Raw genomic sequence first — 16,823 nt, 5'->3', positions numbered from 1 at the left:
CCGCCGGAAGCGCACCTGGCGCCTTCCGGCGGCCGCCGCTCCCGTTTCCCGGACCGCGTCGTCTAGGCTCCCCCGGAAGCGCAGGCAGGGGGCCTGCAGGGATGCGGCCGGGATCCGGCCCAGGTGTGGGGGAAGTGGTTCGATGCGTGCACTTCGTGTGCTGTTGATCGTCATCGTCATATTCGGCGGGCTGTTCGTGGCCGCCGACCGGGTGGCGGTGAATCTCGCCGAGGACATGGCCGCGGACAAGATCCGCAGCAGCCAGGGGCTCGACAAGACCCCGGAGGTCTCGATCAAGGGCTTCCCGTTCCTGACCCAGGTCGCCGGCCGCAGCCTCCAGGAGGTGGACGCCGAGCTCGGGGGCATCGAGGCCCGCGCCGAGGGGCGCGCCCTGCGCGTCGACCAGCTGTCGGCGCAGTTCCACGACGTCACGCTGACCAGCGACTACACCTCCATCGAGAGCGCCGCCACGGCCACCGGCAACGCCCGGATCAACTACGCCGACCTGACGAAGGCGGCGGGCGGCGGCGTCAAGATCACCTACGGCGGTCAGAAGGACGGCCGCAGCCAGGTCAAGATCTCGCCGAACATCCCGCTCCTCAGCTCGCTGGACGTGACCGGCTCCATCACGATCGTGGGCGGCAACACCGTCCGGCTGCGCGCCGACGGGCTCCCCGCGATGTGCAAGGCCGTCCCGAGCTGCGAGACCAAGGTGCGCGCCCAGACCGACCACGACTGGAAGCTGGACCAGCTGCCCGGCAACCTGAAGCTGGAGAAGGTCCTGGCGATGCCCGACGGCCTCTCGATCTCCGCCGCCGGCAAGGACGTCAAGCTTCCCGGCTGACCGGACGCCCACGGCGGGCCGCCCCACCGGCCCGCCGGCCGATCCGCGCATCGTCCAATCCCTGAGACACCCAAGTCCGTACGCCAGACCCCCCACCGGCGTACGGCCGCCGGGCGCCCGCGGGCGCCCCGCCCCACGGCATCCGATCCCACATCGCGGACAAAGGCGTCTCGCCATTCGACACGCCGGTGACACGCCCCGCCCCGCGTCCCTACGATCGGTGCCATGCAGAGCTCATTGAGCGGTCTCCGTCCGCGGGGACGTGCGGTACTGACGAAGCGGCGGGCAGTAGACCTGTGCCGCGTCGCCGCCATGCTCTGTCGCCCTGTCTGACGGGCCTCCGCACCCGTCTTTCCCCGGCCGGCCCCCGAGGCCGCGCCCCCACGCGTCCCGGCGCAGCGCCGCCCCGGTACCCCGTCCGGAAGTCACCGGCGCGCACCCGGCGTACCCGCGTGGAAATCTGCCACCGCCCCCCGTAACTGCCCCGGAGGAGAAGAACATGAGCCGTAGCGACGTCCTCGTAGACGCCGACTGGGTCGAGGCCCACATCGACGACCCGAAGGTCGTGATCGTCGAGGTTGACGAGGACACCTCGGCCTACGACAAGAACCACATCAAGAACGCCGTCCGGATCGACTGGAAGACGGACCTCCAGGACCCGGTCCGCCGTGACTTCATCGACCAGGCCGGATTCGAGGCGCTGCTCTCCGCCAAGGGCATCGGCAACGACGACACCGTCGTCCTCTACGGCGGCAACAACAACTGGTTCGCGGCCTACGCGTACTGGTACTTCAAGCTGTACGGCCACGAGAACGTCAAGCTGCTCGACGGCGGCCGCAAGAAGTGGGAGCTGGACTCCCGCGACCTGGTTGACGGTGCGCAGGTGCCCGAGCGCCCGGCCACCGCGTACCGGGCCAAGGCCCAGGACAGCTCCATCCGTGCCTTCCGTGACGAGGTCATCGCCGCGATCGGCGACCTGAACCTGGTCGACGTCCGCTCGCCCGACGAGTTCTCCGGCAAGCTCCTCGCCCCGGCCCACCTCCCGCAGGAGCAGTCGCAGAAGGCGGGGCACATCCCCACCTCCCGCAACATCCCGTGGTCGAAGAACGCCAACGACGACGGCACCTTCAAGTCCGACGCCGAGCTCAAGGCGCTCTACGAGGACGAGGGCGTCGACCTGTCGAAGGACACCATCGCCCTGTGCCGCATCGGTGAGCGCTCCTCGCTCACCTGGTTCGTGCTGCACGAGCTCCTCGACCAGCCGAACGTCAAGAACTACGACGGCTCCTGGACCGAGTACGGCTCGCTGGTCGGCGTGCCGATCGAACTCGGCGCCGCCAAGTAAGCAAGCAAGCTTCTCCCGAACCCCTCAAGGAAGTACCCCTATGTGTGGAGCACAGGCAGGCGGCCCGGACGCCTCGACCATCAAGCCCGGTGAGACCACGATCCAGGGCAGCGTGACCCGCGACGGCGAGCCCGTCACCGGTTACGTCCGCCTCCTGGACAGCACCGGTGAGTTCACCGCCGAGGTTCCCACCTCCGCGACCGGACAGTTCCGCTTCTACGCGGCCGAGGGCACCTGGACGCTGCGTGCGCTCGTCCCGGGCGGCACCGCCGACCGCACCGTCGTCGCCCAGCAGGGCGGCCTGGCGGAGGTTGCCATCGCTGTCTGACGGCGGGAGTGGCCGTGCTCCGCAGGGGCCCTCGCCACGATCCGTACGGCCGGAGGGCCGCACCCCAGAGGTTTGGACGCCTTGACCGGGGTGCGGCCCTCCGCGCCGTCCGGGGCGCGAACGGCGTTTCACCCGCCGACTTCTGTCCTGCCCCGCGCGGACTTACCGTGGATTTATGGACGCGCACCGCCGGTCGCCCGTACAGCGCCGCCATCGCAGGTACTTCGTCCTCATGGGCGTGTGCCTGGTGCTGTTCGTCCTGGCCTGGGGCGTGGTGCGGCTGTGGTCGGTACCGGCCGCGGTCGGCATGTGCGTCGTCGCCATGGTCATTCCGCCGGTCGCGGCGATCATCGGCAACCGCCGGGAGCCCGGTGAGCGCTGGTGGGACGAGTCCGGCGACCCGGAGTCCGACCGCTGGTGGCGCGAGCTGGACGACCGGGGCGACGACAAGCACCCCCAGTAGGCGCGCCGGGCGCCCGCGGGCCTCAGTACACCAGCGCCTGTACGTCGTCCGGCATGATCTCGCTGACGAACACCTGGGCACCGGCGATCCCGGCCCCCTCGATCAGATCCTTCTGCTCGATGTCGCGCCGGGCCGCGCACTGGGTGCAGACCGTGATCGCGCCGCCGCCGGCGCGGATCCCGTCGATCAGTTCCGGCAGGGGCGCCGCATGCGGCAGCTCGAAGTCCGCCGCCCGCCCGGGGAGCGCGAACCACACGGACTCCCCGGTCAGCCACAGCGACACCTCGACACCGCTGGCCACCGCCACCGCCGCCACCGTGAACGCCTGCGAGCACCGCTCGGGCGCATCCGCACCCGCCGTCACCTTGATCACGAGCTTCTTCGCCATGAGGCAAGAGTAGGCGCGGTGGACCTCACAGCGCCGTTGTCACCGCCGCCGACTAGACTCTCAGGCGGTCCGTTACACCCTCACTCCGTTCAGGGAGCGCGCTCGTGCTTGAGGCATTCTTCACCACCCTGCTGGTTCTGGTCGCCATCGGCGTGATCGCGTTCGCCGGTCTGACCTGGAAGAAGCTGTACCAGGGCCAGCGCTGAGCCGTCGCTCCACGGCTACCGCCGGGTGGCAGCCCCACCCACCAGCTTTTTGAGGAGCGCCCCGCGCGCGCCTGTCGGTTCCCCTCCACATAGATCGTCTGAGCTCTCATGATCGAGATCCCGTCCGACCTGAACCCGGCCCTGGTGCCGCTCGCCTTCCTCCTCGGCAACTGGGAGGGCGCCGGCGTCGCCGACTTCCCGGGCACCGAGAAGTGCAACTTCGGGCAGGAGGTCAGCTTCACCCACGACGGCCGTGACTTCCTCGAGTACACCTCGCACAGCTGGGTGCTCGACGCCGAGGGCAAGAAGGTCCGCCCGCTGGAGAGCGAGAGCGGCTTCTGGCGCATCGACGCGGACCGCAAGGTCGAGATCGTGATGTGCCGTGACCAGGGCGTGGTGGAGGTCTGGTACGGCGAGCTGGCCGACCAGAAGCCGCAGATCGACCTGGCCACCGACGCCATCGCCCGCACCCCCGCCTCCGGCCCGTACAGCGGCGGCAAGCGGCTCTACGGCTACGTCAACAGCGACCTGATGTGGGTCGGCGAGAAGTCCACCCCGGACGTACCGCTGCGGCCGTACATGTCGGCGCATCTGAAGAAGGTCGCCGACCTCAAGGAGTGGGCGGAGAACCTCCCCGACGACGTGCCGGACGGCGTGTCCTTCTTCCGTCCCGACGGCACGCCCTACAACCCGTAAGCACGACGGGAGAGCCCCGCTCTCCCCGCCAGCGCCCCGCGGGGGAAGCCGGTCGAAGTCCGGCGCTGACCCGCAACGGTGGGCGGAAGGCATCCTTCCGCAAGCCCGATTGCCCGTGGTGCGCACAGCTTCCCGCACAACTCGCCGTGGACTGCGAGGGGACGCCACCGGACCGGCGCGGTCCCGGGCCGCCCCTTGGTACGTACGGACACGGCCCGACCCCGAGGCGGCCGACCGACCGTGGCGACTGGCACCGCGCATCCGACGACGGCCGGGACCGGCGCACCGGCGCCGCCCCGGCGCCTGCCCCTACCACCCCTGATCGCCGTCCTCACGGCCGTCCTGCTCGGCTCGCTGCTGTGCGGGGCCGGACTCGGCGCGGCCGGCCTCGGCCGGGCTCAGGTGGTGCGCTATCTGGGCGCCGGGCTGACCGGCGGGACGATCTCGGCGGACGAGGTCTCCGCGTACACCATCGTCTGGGAGCTGCGCTTCCCACGGGCGGTCCTGGCCGCCGTCGTCGGCGCCGGGCTCTCCGCCATCGGCGTCGCCGTACAGGCCCTGGTCCGCAACGCCCTGGCCGACCCGTTCGTCCTCGGCATCTCCTCCGGCGCCGCCGTCGGCGCCAACGCCGTCCTCCTCTTCGGGGCGCTCGGCGCCCTGGGCGTCTGGGCGCTGTCGGTGTCGGCGTTCGTCTCCGCACTGCTCGCCATGGCCCTGGTCTACGCGGCCGCCCGCACCGCCCACGGGCTCACCCCGCTGCGTCTGGTGCTGACCGGCACCGCGATGTACTACGGCTTCTCCGCCGTCACCACCCTCATGGTGTTCACCGCCGACCGCGGCGAGGCGGCCCGCTCGGCGATGATGTGGCTGCTCGGGAGCCTGAGCGGGGCCGGCTGGGGCTCGGTACCGATCGCCGCCGCCGCGGTGGCCGCCGCACTGGCCCATCTGCTGCTGTCAGCGGGCCGGTTGAATGCACTGGCGATGGGCGACGAGACCGCCGCCGCCCTCGGCGTGGACGCGCACCGGCTGCGCCGCGAGCTGTTCGTCGTCGCGGCCGCCGTCACCGGCGCGGTGGTCGCCGTCAGCGGCGCGATCGGCTTCGTCGGGCTGATGGTGCCGCATGTGACCCGGATGCTGGCCGGCGCCGACCACCGCCGGGTACTGGCCGTCGCACCGCTGCTCGGCGCGGTGCTGCTGGTGTGGGTGGATCTGCTCTCCCGGGTGCTGCTGGCGCCCGTCGAACTGCCGGTCGGCGTGCTCACCGCCGTCATCGGCGTGCCCTGCTTCGTCCTGCTGATGCGGCGGCGCGGCTATACCTTCGGAGGCGGCGCCTGATGCGGATCGACGTCACCGGAGTGTCCGTGGAGGTGGCCGGGAAACGGCTGGTCCACGACATCACGCTGCGGGCCGGCAGCGGCCGGCTGGTCGGCCTGGTCGGCCCCAACGGCAGTGGCAAATCGACCCTGTTGCGCTGTGTCTACCGCGCGCTGCGCCCGGCCGCCGGGACCGTACGGCTGGACGGCGCGGACCTGCACGCCATGGACGCGCGCGAGGGCGCCCGGCTGCTGGCCGCGCTGCCCCAGGAGACCAGTACGGAGTTCGACTTCACCGTGGCCGAGGTCGTCGCGATGGGGCGGCTGCCGCATCAGCGCGGGGCGGGCCGGGCGAGCGCCGAGGACACCGCACGGTGCGCGCGGGCGCTGGCCCGGGTCGGCGCGGACCAGCTGGCCGGGCGCGGCTTCCTCAGCCTGTCCGGCGGCGAGAAACAGCGGGTGCTGATCGCCCGCGCGCTGGCCCAGGACCCGCAGGTGCTGGTCCTCGACGAGCCGACCAACCACCTGGACATCGCCCAGCAGTTGGAGGTGCTGGCGCTGGTCAGGGCGGGGGACACCGCACTGGGGGCACCTCCCGGACGGAGTCCGGGGGAGGAATCCGGGGGACGGCCGACGGTCCTGATAGCGCTGCACGACCTCAACCTGGCCGCCGTGCACTGCGATGAGCTGTATGTCCTCGCCGGCGGCCGGGTCGTCGCCGCGGGCCCGCCGCACGACGTCCTCACCCCGGAGCTGCTCGCCGACGTCTTCGGCGTCCGCGCCCACCGCGTACGGCATCCCGAATCGGGCGCCGTCCAGCTGCTGTTCGACCGTCTCGAAACCCCCGCCGCCGCCTCCTGAGGACCCCGCCATGCGCCGCCCCACCGCCCCGCTCACCGTCCTCGCCCTCGCGCTCGCCCTGACCGGCTGCGGCGCGAAGGTCTCCGACGACGGAAATGACGCAGCCGCCCGGCAGCCCGCCGGGGCCTTTGGCCACTACCCCGTCACCATCGAGAACTGCGGCACCCGCACCACCTACGACAAGGCCCCCCGCCGGGTGGTCACCAACGACGTCGGCATCACCGAGATCATGTTCGCGCTGGGCCTGGAGAACCGGATGGCCGGCTACGTCATGCCCGACGACCAGGGCGATCTCGACGGCCTGCCCTGGAAGGCCGCGTACGACAAGGTCCCCCGGCTCTCCAGGAAGGCGCTCACCAGGGAGATGGCCCTCGACGCCCGCGCCGACCTGGTCTTCGCGGGCTGGAACTACGGCTTCGGCGAGGACACCGGCCTGACCCCCGCCTCCCTCAAGAAGCTCGGCATCGGCAGCTACGTCCTGACCGAGTCCTGCCACAACGGCACGGACGGCGGTGCCCGCGGCGTCATGCCGCCCCTGGAGGCGCTCTACACCGACCTGACGGCACTCGGAAAGATCTTCGGCGTCGAGGACCGTGCCGCGGCCCTGGTGAAGAAGTACCGGCGCCAGGTGGCCGACGCCGCGGCCAAGGCCCCCGCACCCGCCGCACGCCCCACCGTCTTCCTCTACGACGACGGCCGCGACAAGCCGTTCACCTCGGGCAAGTACGCCGGACCGCACGACATCATCACCAAGGCGGGCGGCAACCACGTCATGAAGGACCTCAAGGACTCCTGGACGACCGTCGGCTGGGAGACCGTCGTCGACCGCGACCCCGACGTCATCGTGATCAACAACTACGGCGACACCTCCGCCGCACAGAAGAAGGCCTTCCTGAAGTCCTACGCCCCGCTCGCCGGCGTCTCGGCGGTCAAGCACGACCGAATCTACGTCATGGACTACGCCGAGCTCGTCGAGAGCCCCCGCAACCCCGCCGCCGTCAGCGACCTGGCCCGCTATCTGCGCGGCGTACGGGCGACCGGCTGAAACGGCAACCCACGCACACCCGCCGCCCATTCTCCTACACTGGCTGTGTGGTGACCACCGACTGGCAGAGCGACCTCCGCAGGCGCGGATACCGCCTGACCCCGCAGCGTCAGCTCGTACTGGAGGCTGTGGACAGGCTGGAGCACGCCACCCCTGACGACATCCTCACCGAGGTGCGCAAGACGGCGGGCGGGGTGAACATCTCCACGGTCTACCGGACCCTGGAACTTCTGGAAGAGCTGGGCCTGGTCAGCCATGCCCACCTCGGGCACGGCGCACCCACGTACCACCTCGCCGACCGCCACCACCACATCCACCTGGTGTGCCGGGACTGCACGGACGTCATCGAGGCGGATCTGTCGGTGGCCGAGCCGTTCACGGCGCAGCTGCGCGAACAGTTCGGCTTCGAGACGGATATGAAGCATTTCGCGATCTTCGGGCGGTGTGCGGCCTGCCGTGACAAGGCCGCCGAGGGCGACGGCTGAAGCAGTCGCCGACGAGTCGTAGGCTGGCCTCATGCTGCGACCATCACCCGCCAGCCCCCTGCTGTCGCTGCCCGGCGCCGTCCCCGCCGAGGCCCCCGACGAAGGCGTCGCCGCGCACTACGGCGACCTCTTCCGTGAGCAGCGCGCCCTCGCCGACGGCTCCGGCTTCGTGGACCTCTCCCACCGCGGCGTGGTCACCGTCACCGGCCCCGAGCGGCTGAGCTGGCTGCATCTGCTGCTCACCCAACACGTCAGCGATCTCGCGCCCGGCCACGCCACCGAGGCGCTGATCCTTTCCGCGCACGGCCACATCGAGCATGCGGTCTACCTCGTCGACGACGGCGAGACGACCTGGATGCACACCGAACCCGGCAACCAGGAGGCGCTGATCGCCTACCTGGAGAGCATGAAGTTCTTCTACCGGGTCGAGGTCGCCGACCGCACGGACGAGATCGCCGTCGTCCATCTGCCGGCCGGCTCCATCGCCGAGGCGCCCGGGAGCGCCGTCGTACGAGAGACCGCGCACGGCCGGGATCTGTTCCTGCCGCGGGCCGGTCTGGAGTCCTTCGCCGAGGGTTTCACCAGGGGGAGCTCCACGATGCCCGGCGCAGGCCCGGCGATCGGCGTCCTGGCGCTGGAGGCGCTGCGCGTCGAGGCCCACCGCCCCCGGCTGGGACTGGAGACCGACCACCGCACCATCCCGCACGAGCTGGGCTGGATCGGCACCGCCGTGCACCTGGAGAAGGGCTGCTACCGCGGCCAGGAGACCGTCGCCCGGGTCCACAACCTGGGCAAGCCGCCGCGTCGGCTGGTCTTTCTGCACCTGGACGGCAGCGAGGTCCATCTGCCGCCGCACGGCACCCCCGTCCGCCTCGCCTCGGACGGCGAGGAGGGCCGGCAGCTCGGCTTCATCACCACCTCGGCCCGCCACCACGAGCTCGGCCCGATCGCGCTCGCCCTGGTCAAGCGGAATGTTCCGCTGGACGCGCCGTTGATGGCGGGCGGCACGGCCGCGGCGCAGGAGGCCGTCGTCGCGCCGTAAGGCGTAAGGCCGCGACACCCAGGTACCCGGCGGCCCGGCCGGGTGCCCACGGGGTGCCCGGCGGCGGGGCCTACACCTCCACCAGCACCGTGAACGGCCCGTCGTTGGTCAGCGACACCTTCATGTCCGCACCGAAGCGGCCGGTCTCCACATGGGCCCCCAGCTCCCGCAGCTCTGCGACGACCTCGTCGACCAGCGGCTCGGCGACCGGTCCCGGGGCCGCCGCGTTCCAGGTGGGGCGGCGCCCCTTGCGGGCGTCACCGTAGAGAGTGAACTGGCTGATCACCAGCAGCGGCGCCGCGGTGTCCGAGCAGGACTTCTCGCCCTGCAGAATCCGCACCGACCACAGCTTGCGGGCCAGCTGCGCCGCCTTCTGCGGGGTGTCCTCGTGCGTGACCCCCACCAGCACGCACAGCCCCTCACCGACGATCTCCCCGACCGTCTCGCCCGCCACCTCGACGCGTGCGCCGTCAACCCTTTGCACCACAGCTCGCATACCCGCCATCATGCCGGGCGCCCCACCGCCTTCGGACAGCCGTGCCCCTACAGGGGCCGTTCGGGTGCCATGGCCCTGCAGAAGGACCGCCCAGAGTGGCACGATGCGTGCACGTGGTGCGTTTCATGGACAACATGCCCAGGAAGCGGCACCGGACGAGGGGACGGAACGACCCATGAGCACTCTCGGCGCCGGACAGACACCCGGTCCCGTACCAACCGCCCGTACGACACCGACCGGTCGGACGACCTCAACCGCCCCCACGACAGACACCGCAGCTCCGGCCCCCACCACCCCACCACCCCCCAGCGCCCTGACGACGACCACGGCAACGGCTCGCGTCGAGCCCCCCGGCACCGAGGACGGCCCCATGCTCCAGGCAGGCCAGGCGCAGCATCCCCGCCCCCCGCAGCAGCGCGACCCCTGCCGTCCGGCCATGACGCCCGAGCTGTCCGGTCTGGGGCTGCCCGAGCTGCGGGTGGTGCGGCGCGACTCGCAGCAGGAAGAGGCCGATCTCAGCTATCTGCGACGGCTGTTGCAGGGCCGGATCGACATTCTGCGCGCCGAGATCGCCCGCCGTTCCGCGCAGCACTCCCCCCTGCTCGACCGGCTGCCGGAGATCCTGACGGACCTGCCGTCACGGCACCGCTCCTCGGCACGGCATGTGACGGTCGGCACTCCGCACAGCGAGGAGTACCGCAGGCTCGCCGAGGAGATGCTCGGCGAGGTGGAGCTGTCCGACCTCACCGCGCGGACGGACCAGGAACTGCAGGACGCCATGAGCCGGCTGATCCGCTACGAACAGCAGGTGTCACGTCGCCGTCAGTCACTGCAGCGCACCACCGACGATTGCAGTGCCGAAATCGCCCGCAGGTACCGTGAAGGCGAAGCGCAAGTAGACGACCTGCTGTCCTGACCGGGCCACAAGCCTCCGGGGGGCAACGGGTCACTCCCCCGGAAGGCCGCCGATGACCTCGCCCACTCCGATATCCGCACCGATCCCGGAAGCCGCCGCGTCCCCGGGCTCCGCGGTGAGGGCACCTGCTCCCGCTTCCCCCGTCCTCGCCGAGGTCGTCCGCTCCGGCTTCGTCGAGGGCCGGCACCGCGGCTCCCTGGTGGTGCTCGCGGCGGACGGCAGCGTGGAGTGGTCACTGGGCGAGGTGACCACCCCGGTCTTCCCCCGCTCCACGAACAAGCCGATGCAGGCCGCGGCCGTGCTGCGGGCGGGCCTGGACCTCTCCGGCGAGCGGCTGGCGCTGGCCGCCGCCAGCCACTCCGGCGAGGCCTTCCACCTCGATCTCGTACGGACCATGCTGGCCGAGCACGGTCTGACCGCCGACGATCTGCAGACGCCGGCGGATCTGCCGCTGGACCCCGAGGAGGCGGAGGCGTACCTCGCCTCGGGCCGGGGCCGCGACCGCCTCACGATGAACTGCTCGGGCAAGCACACCGCGATGCTGGCCGCCTCCGCGCTCAACGGCTGGCCGCTCGCCTCGTACCTCGACCAGGCTCACCCGCTGCAGCAGTTGGTGGCCGACGGCGTCCGCACCGCGAGCGGCGAGGAGGTCGCGCACGTCGGCACGGACGGCTGCGGCGCGCCGCTGCTCTCCCTCTCGCTGACGGGACTGGCCCGCGCCTTCCGGTACTTCGTCATGGCGGAGCCCGGCACCCCCGAGCGGCGGGTCGCGGACGCGATGCGCGCCCACCCGGAGTACGTCGCCGGCACCCGCCGCCCCGACACCTGGCTGATGCAGGCCCTCCCTGGCACCCTCGCCAAGATGGGCGCCGAGGCCGTCCAGGCCCTGGCCCTCCCCGACGGCCGCGCCCTCGCCTTCAAGATCGACGACGGCGCCACCCGCACCCTCGGCCCGGTCCTCGCCCGCACCCTGCGCCTCATGGACATCGACGCCCCCGTCCTGACCCGCCTCGCGGACGCCCCGCTCCTCGGCGGCGGCGCGCGGGTGGGGGAGATCCGCGCGGCGTTCTGAGGGCGGGGCCCGGCCGGCGCGGCCGGGGGCGCGGGGCCGGCGCCACCGCACGGCGTGCCCCCGCGCCCGCTGCCCCCACGGCGGTGACCTGCATAAGGTGGCGAGGACACAGTGCACGCACGTACCACCCACCACAGCAGGAGGCCGGCGACCATGAGCGACGCTAATTCCGAGCCGCAGGGGCCCGAGGCGATCGAGCACGCGCACGACCCCGAGGTACTGCAGCTCGCGGCCAAGGTGTTCGACCTGGCGCGGCACGGCGACACCGACACCGTCGCGGCGTACGTGGACGCGGGCGTCCCCGCCAACCTGACGAACGACAAGGGCGATTCGCTCGTGATGCTGGCGGCGTACCACGGTCATCCCGCCACCGTGGAGGCGCTGTTGCAGCGCGGTGCCGACGCCGACCGCCCCAACGACCGCGGTCAGACGCCGCTGGCCGGCGCGGTCTTCAAGGCCGAGGACGAGGTCATCAAGGTCCTGGTGGCCCACGGCGCGGACCCGACGGCGGGCACGCCCTCAGCCATCGACACGGCCCGGATGTTCGAGAAGGCGGAGCTGCTGAAGCTGTTCGGGGCAGAGTGACCCGGCAGCCGGCCCGGTAGCCGGCCGGTGGCCGGGGCCCCGATGGGCGGGGCCCCGGCAGCCCGTCCGTGAGCAAGGCCCCTGCGGGGCACCACACGCTTGACCTCAAGTCCGCTTGAGGTCCTAGCGTCGGGTTTCGACGGCAACGCCGCCGTCCACCGACGCACGTGCCACGCCACGAAGGGCCCCCCATGTCCGAGCACCCCTACCGCCTCGCAGTGATCATCGGCAGCACCCGGGAGGGCCGGTTCGCGCCCGTCATCGCGAACTGGTTCACCCGGCACACCGAAAGCCACCCGCACATCGACGTGGACGTCATCGACCTGGACACCGTCCGCCCGTACGAACTCCGTTACGGCAGCGAGGAGTACGAGTCCTTCGCCAAGCGGGTCGACGAGGCGGACGCCTTCGTCGTGATCACGCCGGAGTACAACCACTCCTTCCCGGCCCCGCTCAAGCACGCCATCGACCTGCTGCACGGCCAGTGGCAGGCCAAGCCGGTCGGCTTCGTCTCGTACGGCGGGATCTCCGGCGGCCTGCGCGCCGTGGAACAACTGCGGCTGGTGTTCGCCGAGTTGCATGCCACCACGGTGCGCGAAACGGTGAGCTTCTCGCTCGCCGGCAACCTCTTCGACGATGCGGGCCGCCTGCGCGACCCGGCCCCCGCCACCCAGGCCGCCGACACCCTGCTCCATCAGCTGACCTGGTGGGCGGTGGCCCTTCGCGAGGCCCGTGCGAGCCGCCCCTACGGCGGCTGAGGCCGCACCCGGCGGGCCCGTTGCCCCTCGCCCGCCGGCCCGGTCGCACGGTCGACGAGCGCCGAGACCAGACCGTCCGTCTCGTCGGCCGGCACCGCCCCGGGGCAGGGGCCAGAGCGCCGCTTCTCCCGTGGCGCTTCCGGCACTTACGGCGCTCGGTCCCCTCAGGTGTCGTGCCGTACGGCCGTCGCGAGGTGCACGTTCATCGCGCACGGAATGCGGCCGTCCGGCAGCGCCATCGCCGCCGACTCCGCCTCGAAGCGGGTCCGTAGATCCGTCATGACCGCGGCGTCGAAGGGTCCGAGGTCGTAGTAGCCGCCGACGGTCCGCCAGATCTGTTCGGGCGGGCCGGACAGATCGATCCGTACGGTCTCCCACTCCACCGGGCCGAATCCGGCCGGGCGGAACACCGCATCGAAGCCCTCGCGGGTGCGCACCCGCGGGTCCCCGAGCGACGGGATCCGCTGCTCCGCGGGCGCCGACGTGAACAGCGGCTTGGCCAGCTGCAGAAACCTCTCGCACGCCTCACCCCCGGCCGCCCCGCCCCCCAGGACCACGGCCAGCGTCCCGCCCGGCTCCAGCACGCGTGCCAGCTCCGCCGCCACCTGGCCCGCATCGCTCATCAGCATCAACGCCATATGGGAGACACAGCCGTCGAACCGGCCGTCGTGGAACGGCAGTTGCTGCGCCCGGCCGACCCGGAGGTCCGCCCCCTCGACGCCCGGCCGGCCACGGGCCAGCGTCAACTCCTCGGCGGACAGGTCGATTCCGGCGAGCGTTCGCCGGGCACCCGCTTCCCGCTCCGCGAGGAGTTCCAGCAGCAGCCCGTCGCCGCAGCCGAGATCGAGCACCCGGCCGCACGCCGCCACCCGGTCGCGCAGGATCTCGTAACTGGAACGGCCGTCCCCGGCCCGCCCATGGGCCAACGCCCGCACGGTCACCGCGGGATGCGCGGCATGAAAGGTCCGCAGAAATTCTTCCTGAACCGTCGCCATCCACCGATCCTAGGAGCCCCGCGACCCCGTGTCCCTCAGTCCCCGGGAGGGCCCTCCTGCAGCGCCCAGCCGTTGCCGTCCGGGTCGCTGAAGTAGACGAACGAGTTCCATGTCCCGCCGGGCCCGTCGGCCATCGCCCCGTCCTCCACATGCTGTACGGGACCGGCCACCACGCCCCGTTCGACCAGCTCCGCGCGGGCCGCGGCGATATCGGGGACCACCAGCTGCAGCCCCTGCACCGAACCGGGCTTCGCCTCCGCGATCCCGTCGCCCGCGCCGATGACGATCGAGCAGCCCGACCCCGGCGGCGTCAGCTGCACCACGCGCACCTCGCCGCCGACGCTCATGTCGTGATCGACGGCAAAGCCCATCTGCTCGCTGTAGAAGTGCTTCGCCCGTTCCACGTCGGTCACCGGAATCGGCACCAGTTCGAGCTTCCAGTCCATGGCGCGCCGTCCTTCCGTACGGCGACGGCCCTGCTCAGCGGCCGTCGGCACCGGGCCTGTCGCGCTGCAAGAAGTCTAAGGAGCGGGGGACGGATGCGCGCACCCATTGACGGAGTGAGTACTCACTCCGTACCGTGGAGCCATGCCCCCAACCTCCCGTAAACGCGCCCCCGGCATGAGCGTCGAGCAGCGCCGGGCCATGATCGTGGCCGCCGCGCTGCCGCTCGTGGCGGAGTACGGCGCGGCCGTCACCACCAGCCAGATCGCCCGCGCCGCCGGTATCGGGGAGGCCACGATCTTCCGGGCCTTCAAGGACAAGGACGAGGTGCTGGACGCCTGTGTCGCCGAGGCGGCCGGCACGGACCACGTCCTGCGCGAGCTCGCCTCGGTCTCCCTGGACGAACCGCTCGCCGTACGGCTCACCGAAGCCGCCGAGGCGCTGCGCGCCCATATGGAACGCATGGGCACCGTCATCGGAGCCCTCCATGGCTCCGGGCACCTCCGCGGCCGCGAACCCGGCGCCGGCAGCGACGACGGGGACGGTCCGCCGCGGGACCGCCGGGCGGAGTCCGTCACCGCCCTGCGCAACGCCGTCATCGAGCTGATCGAACCCGACCGGGCCGCGTTCCGGCTGAGCCCCGAAAAGGTCTCCGCCGCGTTTCTGGGTCTGCTGTTCACCCGGCTGCAGACGCCGGTATCGGACGCCGATGCCCCGCTCACACCCGACGAACTCATCGACGTGCTGCTGCGCGGCACCCTCCACCACCCCGGGAACGACCGATGACCGTGACCCTCAACCACACCATCGTCCCGGCCGCCGACCACCGCGTCGCCGCCCGCCTCTTCGCCTCGGTCATGGGCCTGCCGGAGCTCCCGCCGGCCGGGCGCCTGGGACACTTCGCCCCGGTCCGGGTGAACGAGACGCTCACCCTCGACTTCATGACCGTGCCGGACGCCGAGGGCCACCACCTCGCCTTCGACGTCGACCCCGAGACCTTCGACGGGATCCTGGCCCGCATCGAGGCCGCCGGCATCCCTTACGGCAATGACCCCGCCGCGCCGGACAACGGCCGGACCGACCATCCGCTGTGCGCCCGGGGCCTGTTCTTCCGCGACGATTCCCGCAACCTCTACGAGGTCATGTCGCCGGTGTGAGCAAGCGCCTCCCGGCTGTCGGAGTTCCCCCGCTGGCTCCGACAGCCCTGGGCCGCGTCACCTGTTGACGAACGTCATGCTGGCCTCGTCGTAGCGCGTGCCGGCGATCCGGCCGGCCGGTGCCGCGGCGTCGATCGCGGCGAGTTCCGCGGCGGTCAGCTCGATGGCGAGCGCGCCGAGGTTCTCCTCCAGATACTTCTCCCGGCGGGTGCCGGGGATCGGCACGACGTCGTCCCCGCGGTGCTGCACCCAGGCCAGGGCGAGCTGACCGGCGCTGACGCCCTTCTGGGCGGCGAGTGCGTCGAGCTGCTCGACGATGGCGAGGTTCTGCTCCAGGTTGCCGTCGGCGAAGCGCGGCTGGCCGCGGCGCAGATCCGACTCCGGCAGCCCCTCCACCGAGGTGTAGCGCCCGGTCAGGAAGCCGCGCCCGAGCGGCGAGAACGGCACCAGGCCGATGCCCAGTTCACGGCACACCGGCGCGATCTCCTGCTCCAGATCGCGGGTCCACAGCGACCACTCGCTCTGCAGCGCGGCGATCGGATGCACCGCATGCGCCCGCCGGAGGGTCGCCGCGCCCGCCTCGGACAGCCCGAGGTGCCGCACCTTGCCCGCCGCGACGAGTTCGGCCATCGCACCGACGGTCTCCTCGATCGGCACGTCCGGGTCGACGCGGTGCTGGTAGTAGAGGTCGATGTGATCGACCCCGAGCCGGCGCAGCGACGCGTCACAGGCCTCCCGTACGTACGCGGCATCGCCACGGATCGCGGTCGGCTCACCGAGCCGGTTGGCGAACCCGAACTTCGTCGCCAGCACCACCTCGTCCCGCCGGCCGGCGACGGCCCGGCCGATCAGCTCCTCGTTGTGCCCCGCCCCGTAGAAATCGGAGGTGTCCAGCAGGCTCACACCGAGGTCGAGCGCCCGGTTGATGGTCGCCACCGACTGTGCGTCGTCCGACTCCCCGTACCCGTGGCTCATCCCCATGCAGCCGAGCCCCTGCGCGGAAACCACCAGCTCGCCGAGGTGACGCGACGGGATGTTCGTCGTGGTCATGCTGCTGCTACCTCCTGGACGTACGACGGACGGACCCGGATCGCCGACCCTGATCCCTCCCTGATTCCTGAACCCCGGGGCCCTCGTGGCGGACCTGTTCCGGAATCCCGTCCCGGACGCTATGAGTTGGAGCGCGCTCCAAGTCAACACGGCATCGCCAGGGCGCTGTGCGCCACGGCTCGTTGGCTGGGGCAGCCGGCCGCGCTTGGCCGCACGCGCCCCGTACCGACACCCGTGGCGCCCGTGGCGCGAGAGGGAAAGAGAGGCAGGGGCCGGCATCGGGCCTTGCCCGCCCGCCTGTGCGCCGCGGCCCCGTCAGGTAATGTTGCGCCCC

General features: G+C 71.8%; 22 protein-coding genes. 17 read left to right on the top strand and 5 right to left on the bottom strand.

The annotated features are described in order from the left end of the window. Positions 1-142: 142 nt before the first annotated feature. From ACWGI6_RS34045 to ACWGI6_RS34025, 5 genes are all read left to right on the top strand, one after another. Positions 143-844, top strand: coding sequence for an LmeA family phospholipid-binding protein (locus ACWGI6_RS34045; RefSeq protein ID WP_453271073.1), 702 nt, complete (start codon positions 143-145; stop codon positions 842-844). 225 nt (positions 845-1,069) lie between these two features. Then, a complete protein-coding gene (locus ACWGI6_RS34040; RefSeq protein ID WP_350252853.1) occupies positions 1,070-1,177 on the top strand; it encodes a putative leader peptide in 108 nt (35 codons plus the stop codon). Between the two features lie 166 nt (positions 1,178-1,343). Next, positions 1,344-2,189, top strand: coding sequence for a sulfurtransferase (locus tag ACWGI6_RS34035; RefSeq protein ID WP_453271072.1), 846 nt, complete (start codon positions 1,344-1,346; stop codon positions 2,187-2,189). Between the two features lie 40 nt (positions 2,190-2,229). Beyond that, complete coding sequence (locus ACWGI6_RS34030) at positions 2,230-2,517, top strand: DUF1416 domain-containing protein (RefSeq protein WP_030085405.1); 288 nt, start codon at positions 2,230-2,232, stop codon at positions 2,515-2,517. A 175-nt stretch (positions 2,518-2,692) separates the two neighbouring features. Then, positions 2,693-2,980, top strand: coding sequence for a DUF3099 domain-containing protein (locus ACWGI6_RS34025; protein WP_030085403.1), 288 nt, complete (start codon positions 2,693-2,695; stop codon positions 2,978-2,980). A gap of 22 nt (positions 2,981-3,002) precedes the next feature. Here the strand turns inward: ACWGI6_RS34025 and ACWGI6_RS34020 are convergent, their stop codons facing one another. After that, the gene (locus tag ACWGI6_RS34020; protein ID WP_393907676.1) at positions 3,003-3,368 is read right to left on the bottom strand and encodes a DsrE family protein; all 366 of its coding nucleotides are present in this window, start codon (positions 3,366-3,368) and stop codon (positions 3,003-3,005) included. A gap of 314 nt (positions 3,369-3,682) precedes the next feature. On the opposite strand from ACWGI6_RS34020, the gene ACWGI6_RS34015 reads away from it, so the two are divergent. From ACWGI6_RS34015 to ygfZ, 6 genes are all read left to right on the top strand, one after another. Continuing rightward, positions 3,683-4,270 (top strand): FABP family protein, encoded by a 588-nt coding sequence (locus tag ACWGI6_RS34015; protein WP_393907677.1) that lies wholly within the window; start codon positions 3,683-3,685, stop codon positions 4,268-4,270. Between the two features lie 240 nt (positions 4,271-4,510). Continuing rightward, positions 4,511-5,605 carry a FecCD family ABC transporter permease gene (locus tag ACWGI6_RS34010; RefSeq protein ID WP_453271071.1) on the top strand — a complete coding sequence of 365 codons (1,095 nt, stop codon included), beginning with the start codon at positions 4,511-4,513 and terminating at the stop codon, positions 5,603-5,605. Continuing rightward, a complete protein-coding gene (locus ACWGI6_RS34005; RefSeq protein WP_453271070.1) occupies positions 5,605-6,444 on the top strand; it encodes an ABC transporter ATP-binding protein in 840 nt (279 codons plus the stop codon). Before ACWGI6_RS34010 ends, ACWGI6_RS34005 begins: the two co-directional genes overlap by 1 nt. 10 nt (positions 6,445-6,454) lie before the next feature. After that, positions 6,455-7,489: an ABC transporter substrate-binding protein gene (locus ACWGI6_RS34000; RefSeq protein WP_453271069.1), complete on the top strand. Its 1,035-nt coding sequence runs from the start codon at positions 6,455-6,457 to the stop codon at positions 7,487-7,489. A gap of 47 nt (positions 7,490-7,536) precedes the next feature. Further along, positions 7,537-7,974, top strand: a complete 438-nt coding sequence (locus ACWGI6_RS33995; RefSeq protein WP_393907679.1) for a Fur family transcriptional regulator — start codon at positions 7,537-7,539, stop codon at positions 7,972-7,974. A gap of 31 nt (positions 7,975-8,005) precedes the next feature. Further along, positions 8,006-9,016 carry a CAF17-like 4Fe-4S cluster assembly/insertion protein YgfZ gene (ygfZ, locus tag ACWGI6_RS33990; RefSeq protein ID WP_453271068.1) on the top strand — a complete coding sequence of 337 codons (1,011 nt, stop codon included), beginning with the start codon at positions 8,006-8,008 and terminating at the stop codon, positions 9,014-9,016. Positions 9,017-9,086: 70 nt separating this feature from the next. Here the strand turns inward: ygfZ and dtd are convergent, their stop codons facing one another. After that, a complete protein-coding gene (gene dtd, locus ACWGI6_RS33985) occupies positions 9,087-9,512 on the bottom strand; it encodes a D-aminoacyl-tRNA deacylase (RefSeq protein WP_453271067.1) in 426 nt (141 codons plus the stop codon). A gap of 370 nt (positions 9,513-9,882) precedes the next feature. Between dtd and ACWGI6_RS33980 the strand changes: the two genes are divergently transcribed. The 4 genes from ACWGI6_RS33980 (at position 9,883) to ACWGI6_RS33965 (ending at position 12,843) form a co-directional block, all read left to right on the top strand. Further along, entirely contained in the window at positions 9,883-10,428 is a 546-nt protein-coding gene (locus tag ACWGI6_RS33980) for an RsiG family protein (RefSeq protein ID WP_453271066.1), read from the top strand. Between the two features lie 52 nt (positions 10,429-10,480). After that, entirely contained in the window at positions 10,481-11,500 is a 1,020-nt protein-coding gene (locus ACWGI6_RS33975) for an asparaginase (protein ID WP_453271065.1), read from the top strand. A 153-nt stretch (positions 11,501-11,653) separates the two neighbouring features. Next, complete coding sequence (locus ACWGI6_RS33970; RefSeq protein WP_393907684.1) at positions 11,654-12,085, top strand: ankyrin repeat domain-containing protein; 432 nt, start codon at positions 11,654-11,656, stop codon at positions 12,083-12,085. A gap of 191 nt (positions 12,086-12,276) precedes the next feature. Further along, the gene (locus ACWGI6_RS33965) at positions 12,277-12,843 is read left to right on the top strand and encodes an NADPH-dependent FMN reductase (protein ID WP_453271064.1); all 567 of its coding nucleotides are present in this window, start codon (positions 12,277-12,279) and stop codon (positions 12,841-12,843) included. Between the two features lie 164 nt (positions 12,844-13,007). Here ACWGI6_RS33965 and ACWGI6_RS33960 read toward each other — a convergent pair whose 3' ends face one another. Both ACWGI6_RS33960 and ACWGI6_RS33955 read right to left on the bottom strand, forming a co-directional pair. After that, positions 13,008-13,838: a class I SAM-dependent methyltransferase gene (locus tag ACWGI6_RS33960; RefSeq protein ID WP_453271063.1), complete on the bottom strand. Its 831-nt coding sequence runs from the start codon at positions 13,836-13,838 to the stop codon at positions 13,008-13,010. Between the two features lie 35 nt (positions 13,839-13,873). Then, positions 13,874-14,284 carry a VOC family protein gene (locus ACWGI6_RS33955; protein ID WP_453271062.1) on the bottom strand — a complete coding sequence of 137 codons (411 nt, stop codon included), beginning with the start codon at positions 14,282-14,284 and terminating at the stop codon, positions 13,874-13,876. Positions 14,285-14,483: 199 nt separating this feature from the next. Here ACWGI6_RS33955 and ACWGI6_RS33950 point away from each other — a divergent pair, with 199 nt between their 5' ends. Both ACWGI6_RS33950 and ACWGI6_RS33945 read left to right on the top strand, forming a co-directional pair. Then, entirely contained in the window at positions 14,484-15,068 is a 585-nt protein-coding gene (locus ACWGI6_RS33950; protein WP_453271079.1) for a TetR/AcrR family transcriptional regulator, read from the top strand. Beyond that, positions 15,065-15,439, top strand: coding sequence for a VOC family protein (locus ACWGI6_RS33945; RefSeq protein ID WP_453271061.1), 375 nt, complete (start codon positions 15,065-15,067; stop codon positions 15,437-15,439). Before ACWGI6_RS33950 ends, ACWGI6_RS33945 begins: the two co-directional genes overlap by 4 nt. Before the next feature lie 57 nt (positions 15,440-15,496). Here ACWGI6_RS33945 and ACWGI6_RS33940 read toward each other — a convergent pair whose 3' ends face one another. After that, positions 15,497-16,489, bottom strand: coding sequence for an aldo/keto reductase (locus tag ACWGI6_RS33940; protein WP_453271060.1), 993 nt, complete (start codon positions 16,487-16,489; stop codon positions 15,497-15,499). Between the last annotated feature and the right edge of the window lie 334 nt (positions 16,490-16,823).

Source organism: Streptomyces sp. NPDC054786 (genome assembly GCF_053611685.1).
Note: the sequence above shows the minus strand (reverse complement) of the source record. Positions and strands in the feature narration are given on the sequence as shown.

What these genes read in the sequence shown, in the direction of transcription:
- ACWGI6_RS34025 (WP_030085403.1), top strand. Translation starts at nt 2,693, where the DNA reads ATGGACGCGCACCGCCGGTCGCCCGTACAGCGCCGCCATCGCAGGTAC.
- ACWGI6_RS34040 (WP_350252853.1), top strand. Translation starts at nt 1,070, where the DNA reads ATGCAGAGCTCATTGAGCGGTCTCCGTCCGCGGGGACGTGCGGTACTG.
- ygfZ (WP_453271068.1), top strand. Translation starts at nt 8,006, where the DNA reads ATGCTGCGACCATCACCCGCCAGCCCCCTGCTGTCGCTGCCCGGCGCC.
- ACWGI6_RS34015 (WP_393907677.1), top strand. Translation starts at nt 3,683, where the DNA reads ATGATCGAGATCCCGTCCGACCTGAACCCGGCCCTGGTGCCGCTCGCC.
- ACWGI6_RS34030 (WP_030085405.1), top strand. Translation starts at nt 2,230, where the DNA reads ATGTGTGGAGCACAGGCAGGCGGCCCGGACGCCTCGACCATCAAGCCC.
- ACWGI6_RS33945 (WP_453271061.1), top strand. Translation starts at nt 15,065, where the DNA reads ATGACCGTGACCCTCAACCACACCATCGTCCCGGCCGCCGACCACCGC.
- ACWGI6_RS33960 (WP_453271063.1), bottom strand. Translation starts at nt 13,838, where the DNA reads ATGGCGACGGTTCAGGAAGAATTTCTGCGGACCTTTCATGCCGCGCAT.
- ACWGI6_RS33965 (WP_453271064.1), top strand. Translation starts at nt 12,277, where the DNA reads ATGTCCGAGCACCCCTACCGCCTCGCAGTGATCATCGGCAGCACCCGG.
- ACWGI6_RS33980 (WP_453271066.1), top strand. Translation starts at nt 9,883, where the DNA reads ATGCTCCAGGCAGGCCAGGCGCAGCATCCCCGCCCCCCGCAGCAGCGC.
- ACWGI6_RS34020 (WP_393907676.1), bottom strand. Translation starts at nt 3,368, where the DNA reads ATGGCGAAGAAGCTCGTGATCAAGGTGACGGCGGGTGCGGATGCGCCC.
- ACWGI6_RS34000 (WP_453271069.1), top strand. Translation starts at nt 6,455, where the DNA reads ATGCGCCGCCCCACCGCCCCGCTCACCGTCCTCGCCCTCGCGCTCGCC.
- dtd (WP_453271067.1), bottom strand. Translation starts at nt 9,512, where the DNA reads ATGCGAGCTGTGGTGCAAAGGGTTGACGGCGCACGCGTCGAGGTGGCG.
- ACWGI6_RS33955 (WP_453271062.1), bottom strand. Translation starts at nt 14,284, where the DNA reads ATGGACTGGAAGCTCGAACTGGTGCCGATTCCGGTGACCGACGTGGAA.
- ACWGI6_RS34045 (WP_453271073.1), top strand. Translation starts at nt 143, where the DNA reads ATGCGTGCACTTCGTGTGCTGTTGATCGTCATCGTCATATTCGGCGGG.
- ACWGI6_RS33950 (WP_453271079.1), top strand. Translation starts at nt 14,484, where the DNA reads ATGATCGTGGCCGCCGCGCTGCCGCTCGTGGCGGAGTACGGCGCGGCC.
- ACWGI6_RS33975 (WP_453271065.1), top strand. Translation starts at nt 10,481, where the DNA reads ATGACCTCGCCCACTCCGATATCCGCACCGATCCCGGAAGCCGCCGCG.
- ACWGI6_RS33940 (WP_453271060.1), bottom strand. Translation starts at nt 16,489, where the DNA reads ATGACCACGACGAACATCCCGTCGCGTCACCTCGGCGAGCTGGTGGTT.
- ACWGI6_RS34035 (WP_453271072.1), top strand. Translation starts at nt 1,344, where the DNA reads ATGAGCCGTAGCGACGTCCTCGTAGACGCCGACTGGGTCGAGGCCCAC.
- ACWGI6_RS34005 (WP_453271070.1), top strand. Translation starts at nt 5,605, where the DNA reads ATGCGGATCGACGTCACCGGAGTGTCCGTGGAGGTGGCCGGGAAACGG.
- ACWGI6_RS33970 (WP_393907684.1), top strand. Translation starts at nt 11,654, where the DNA reads ATGAGCGACGCTAATTCCGAGCCGCAGGGGCCCGAGGCGATCGAGCAC.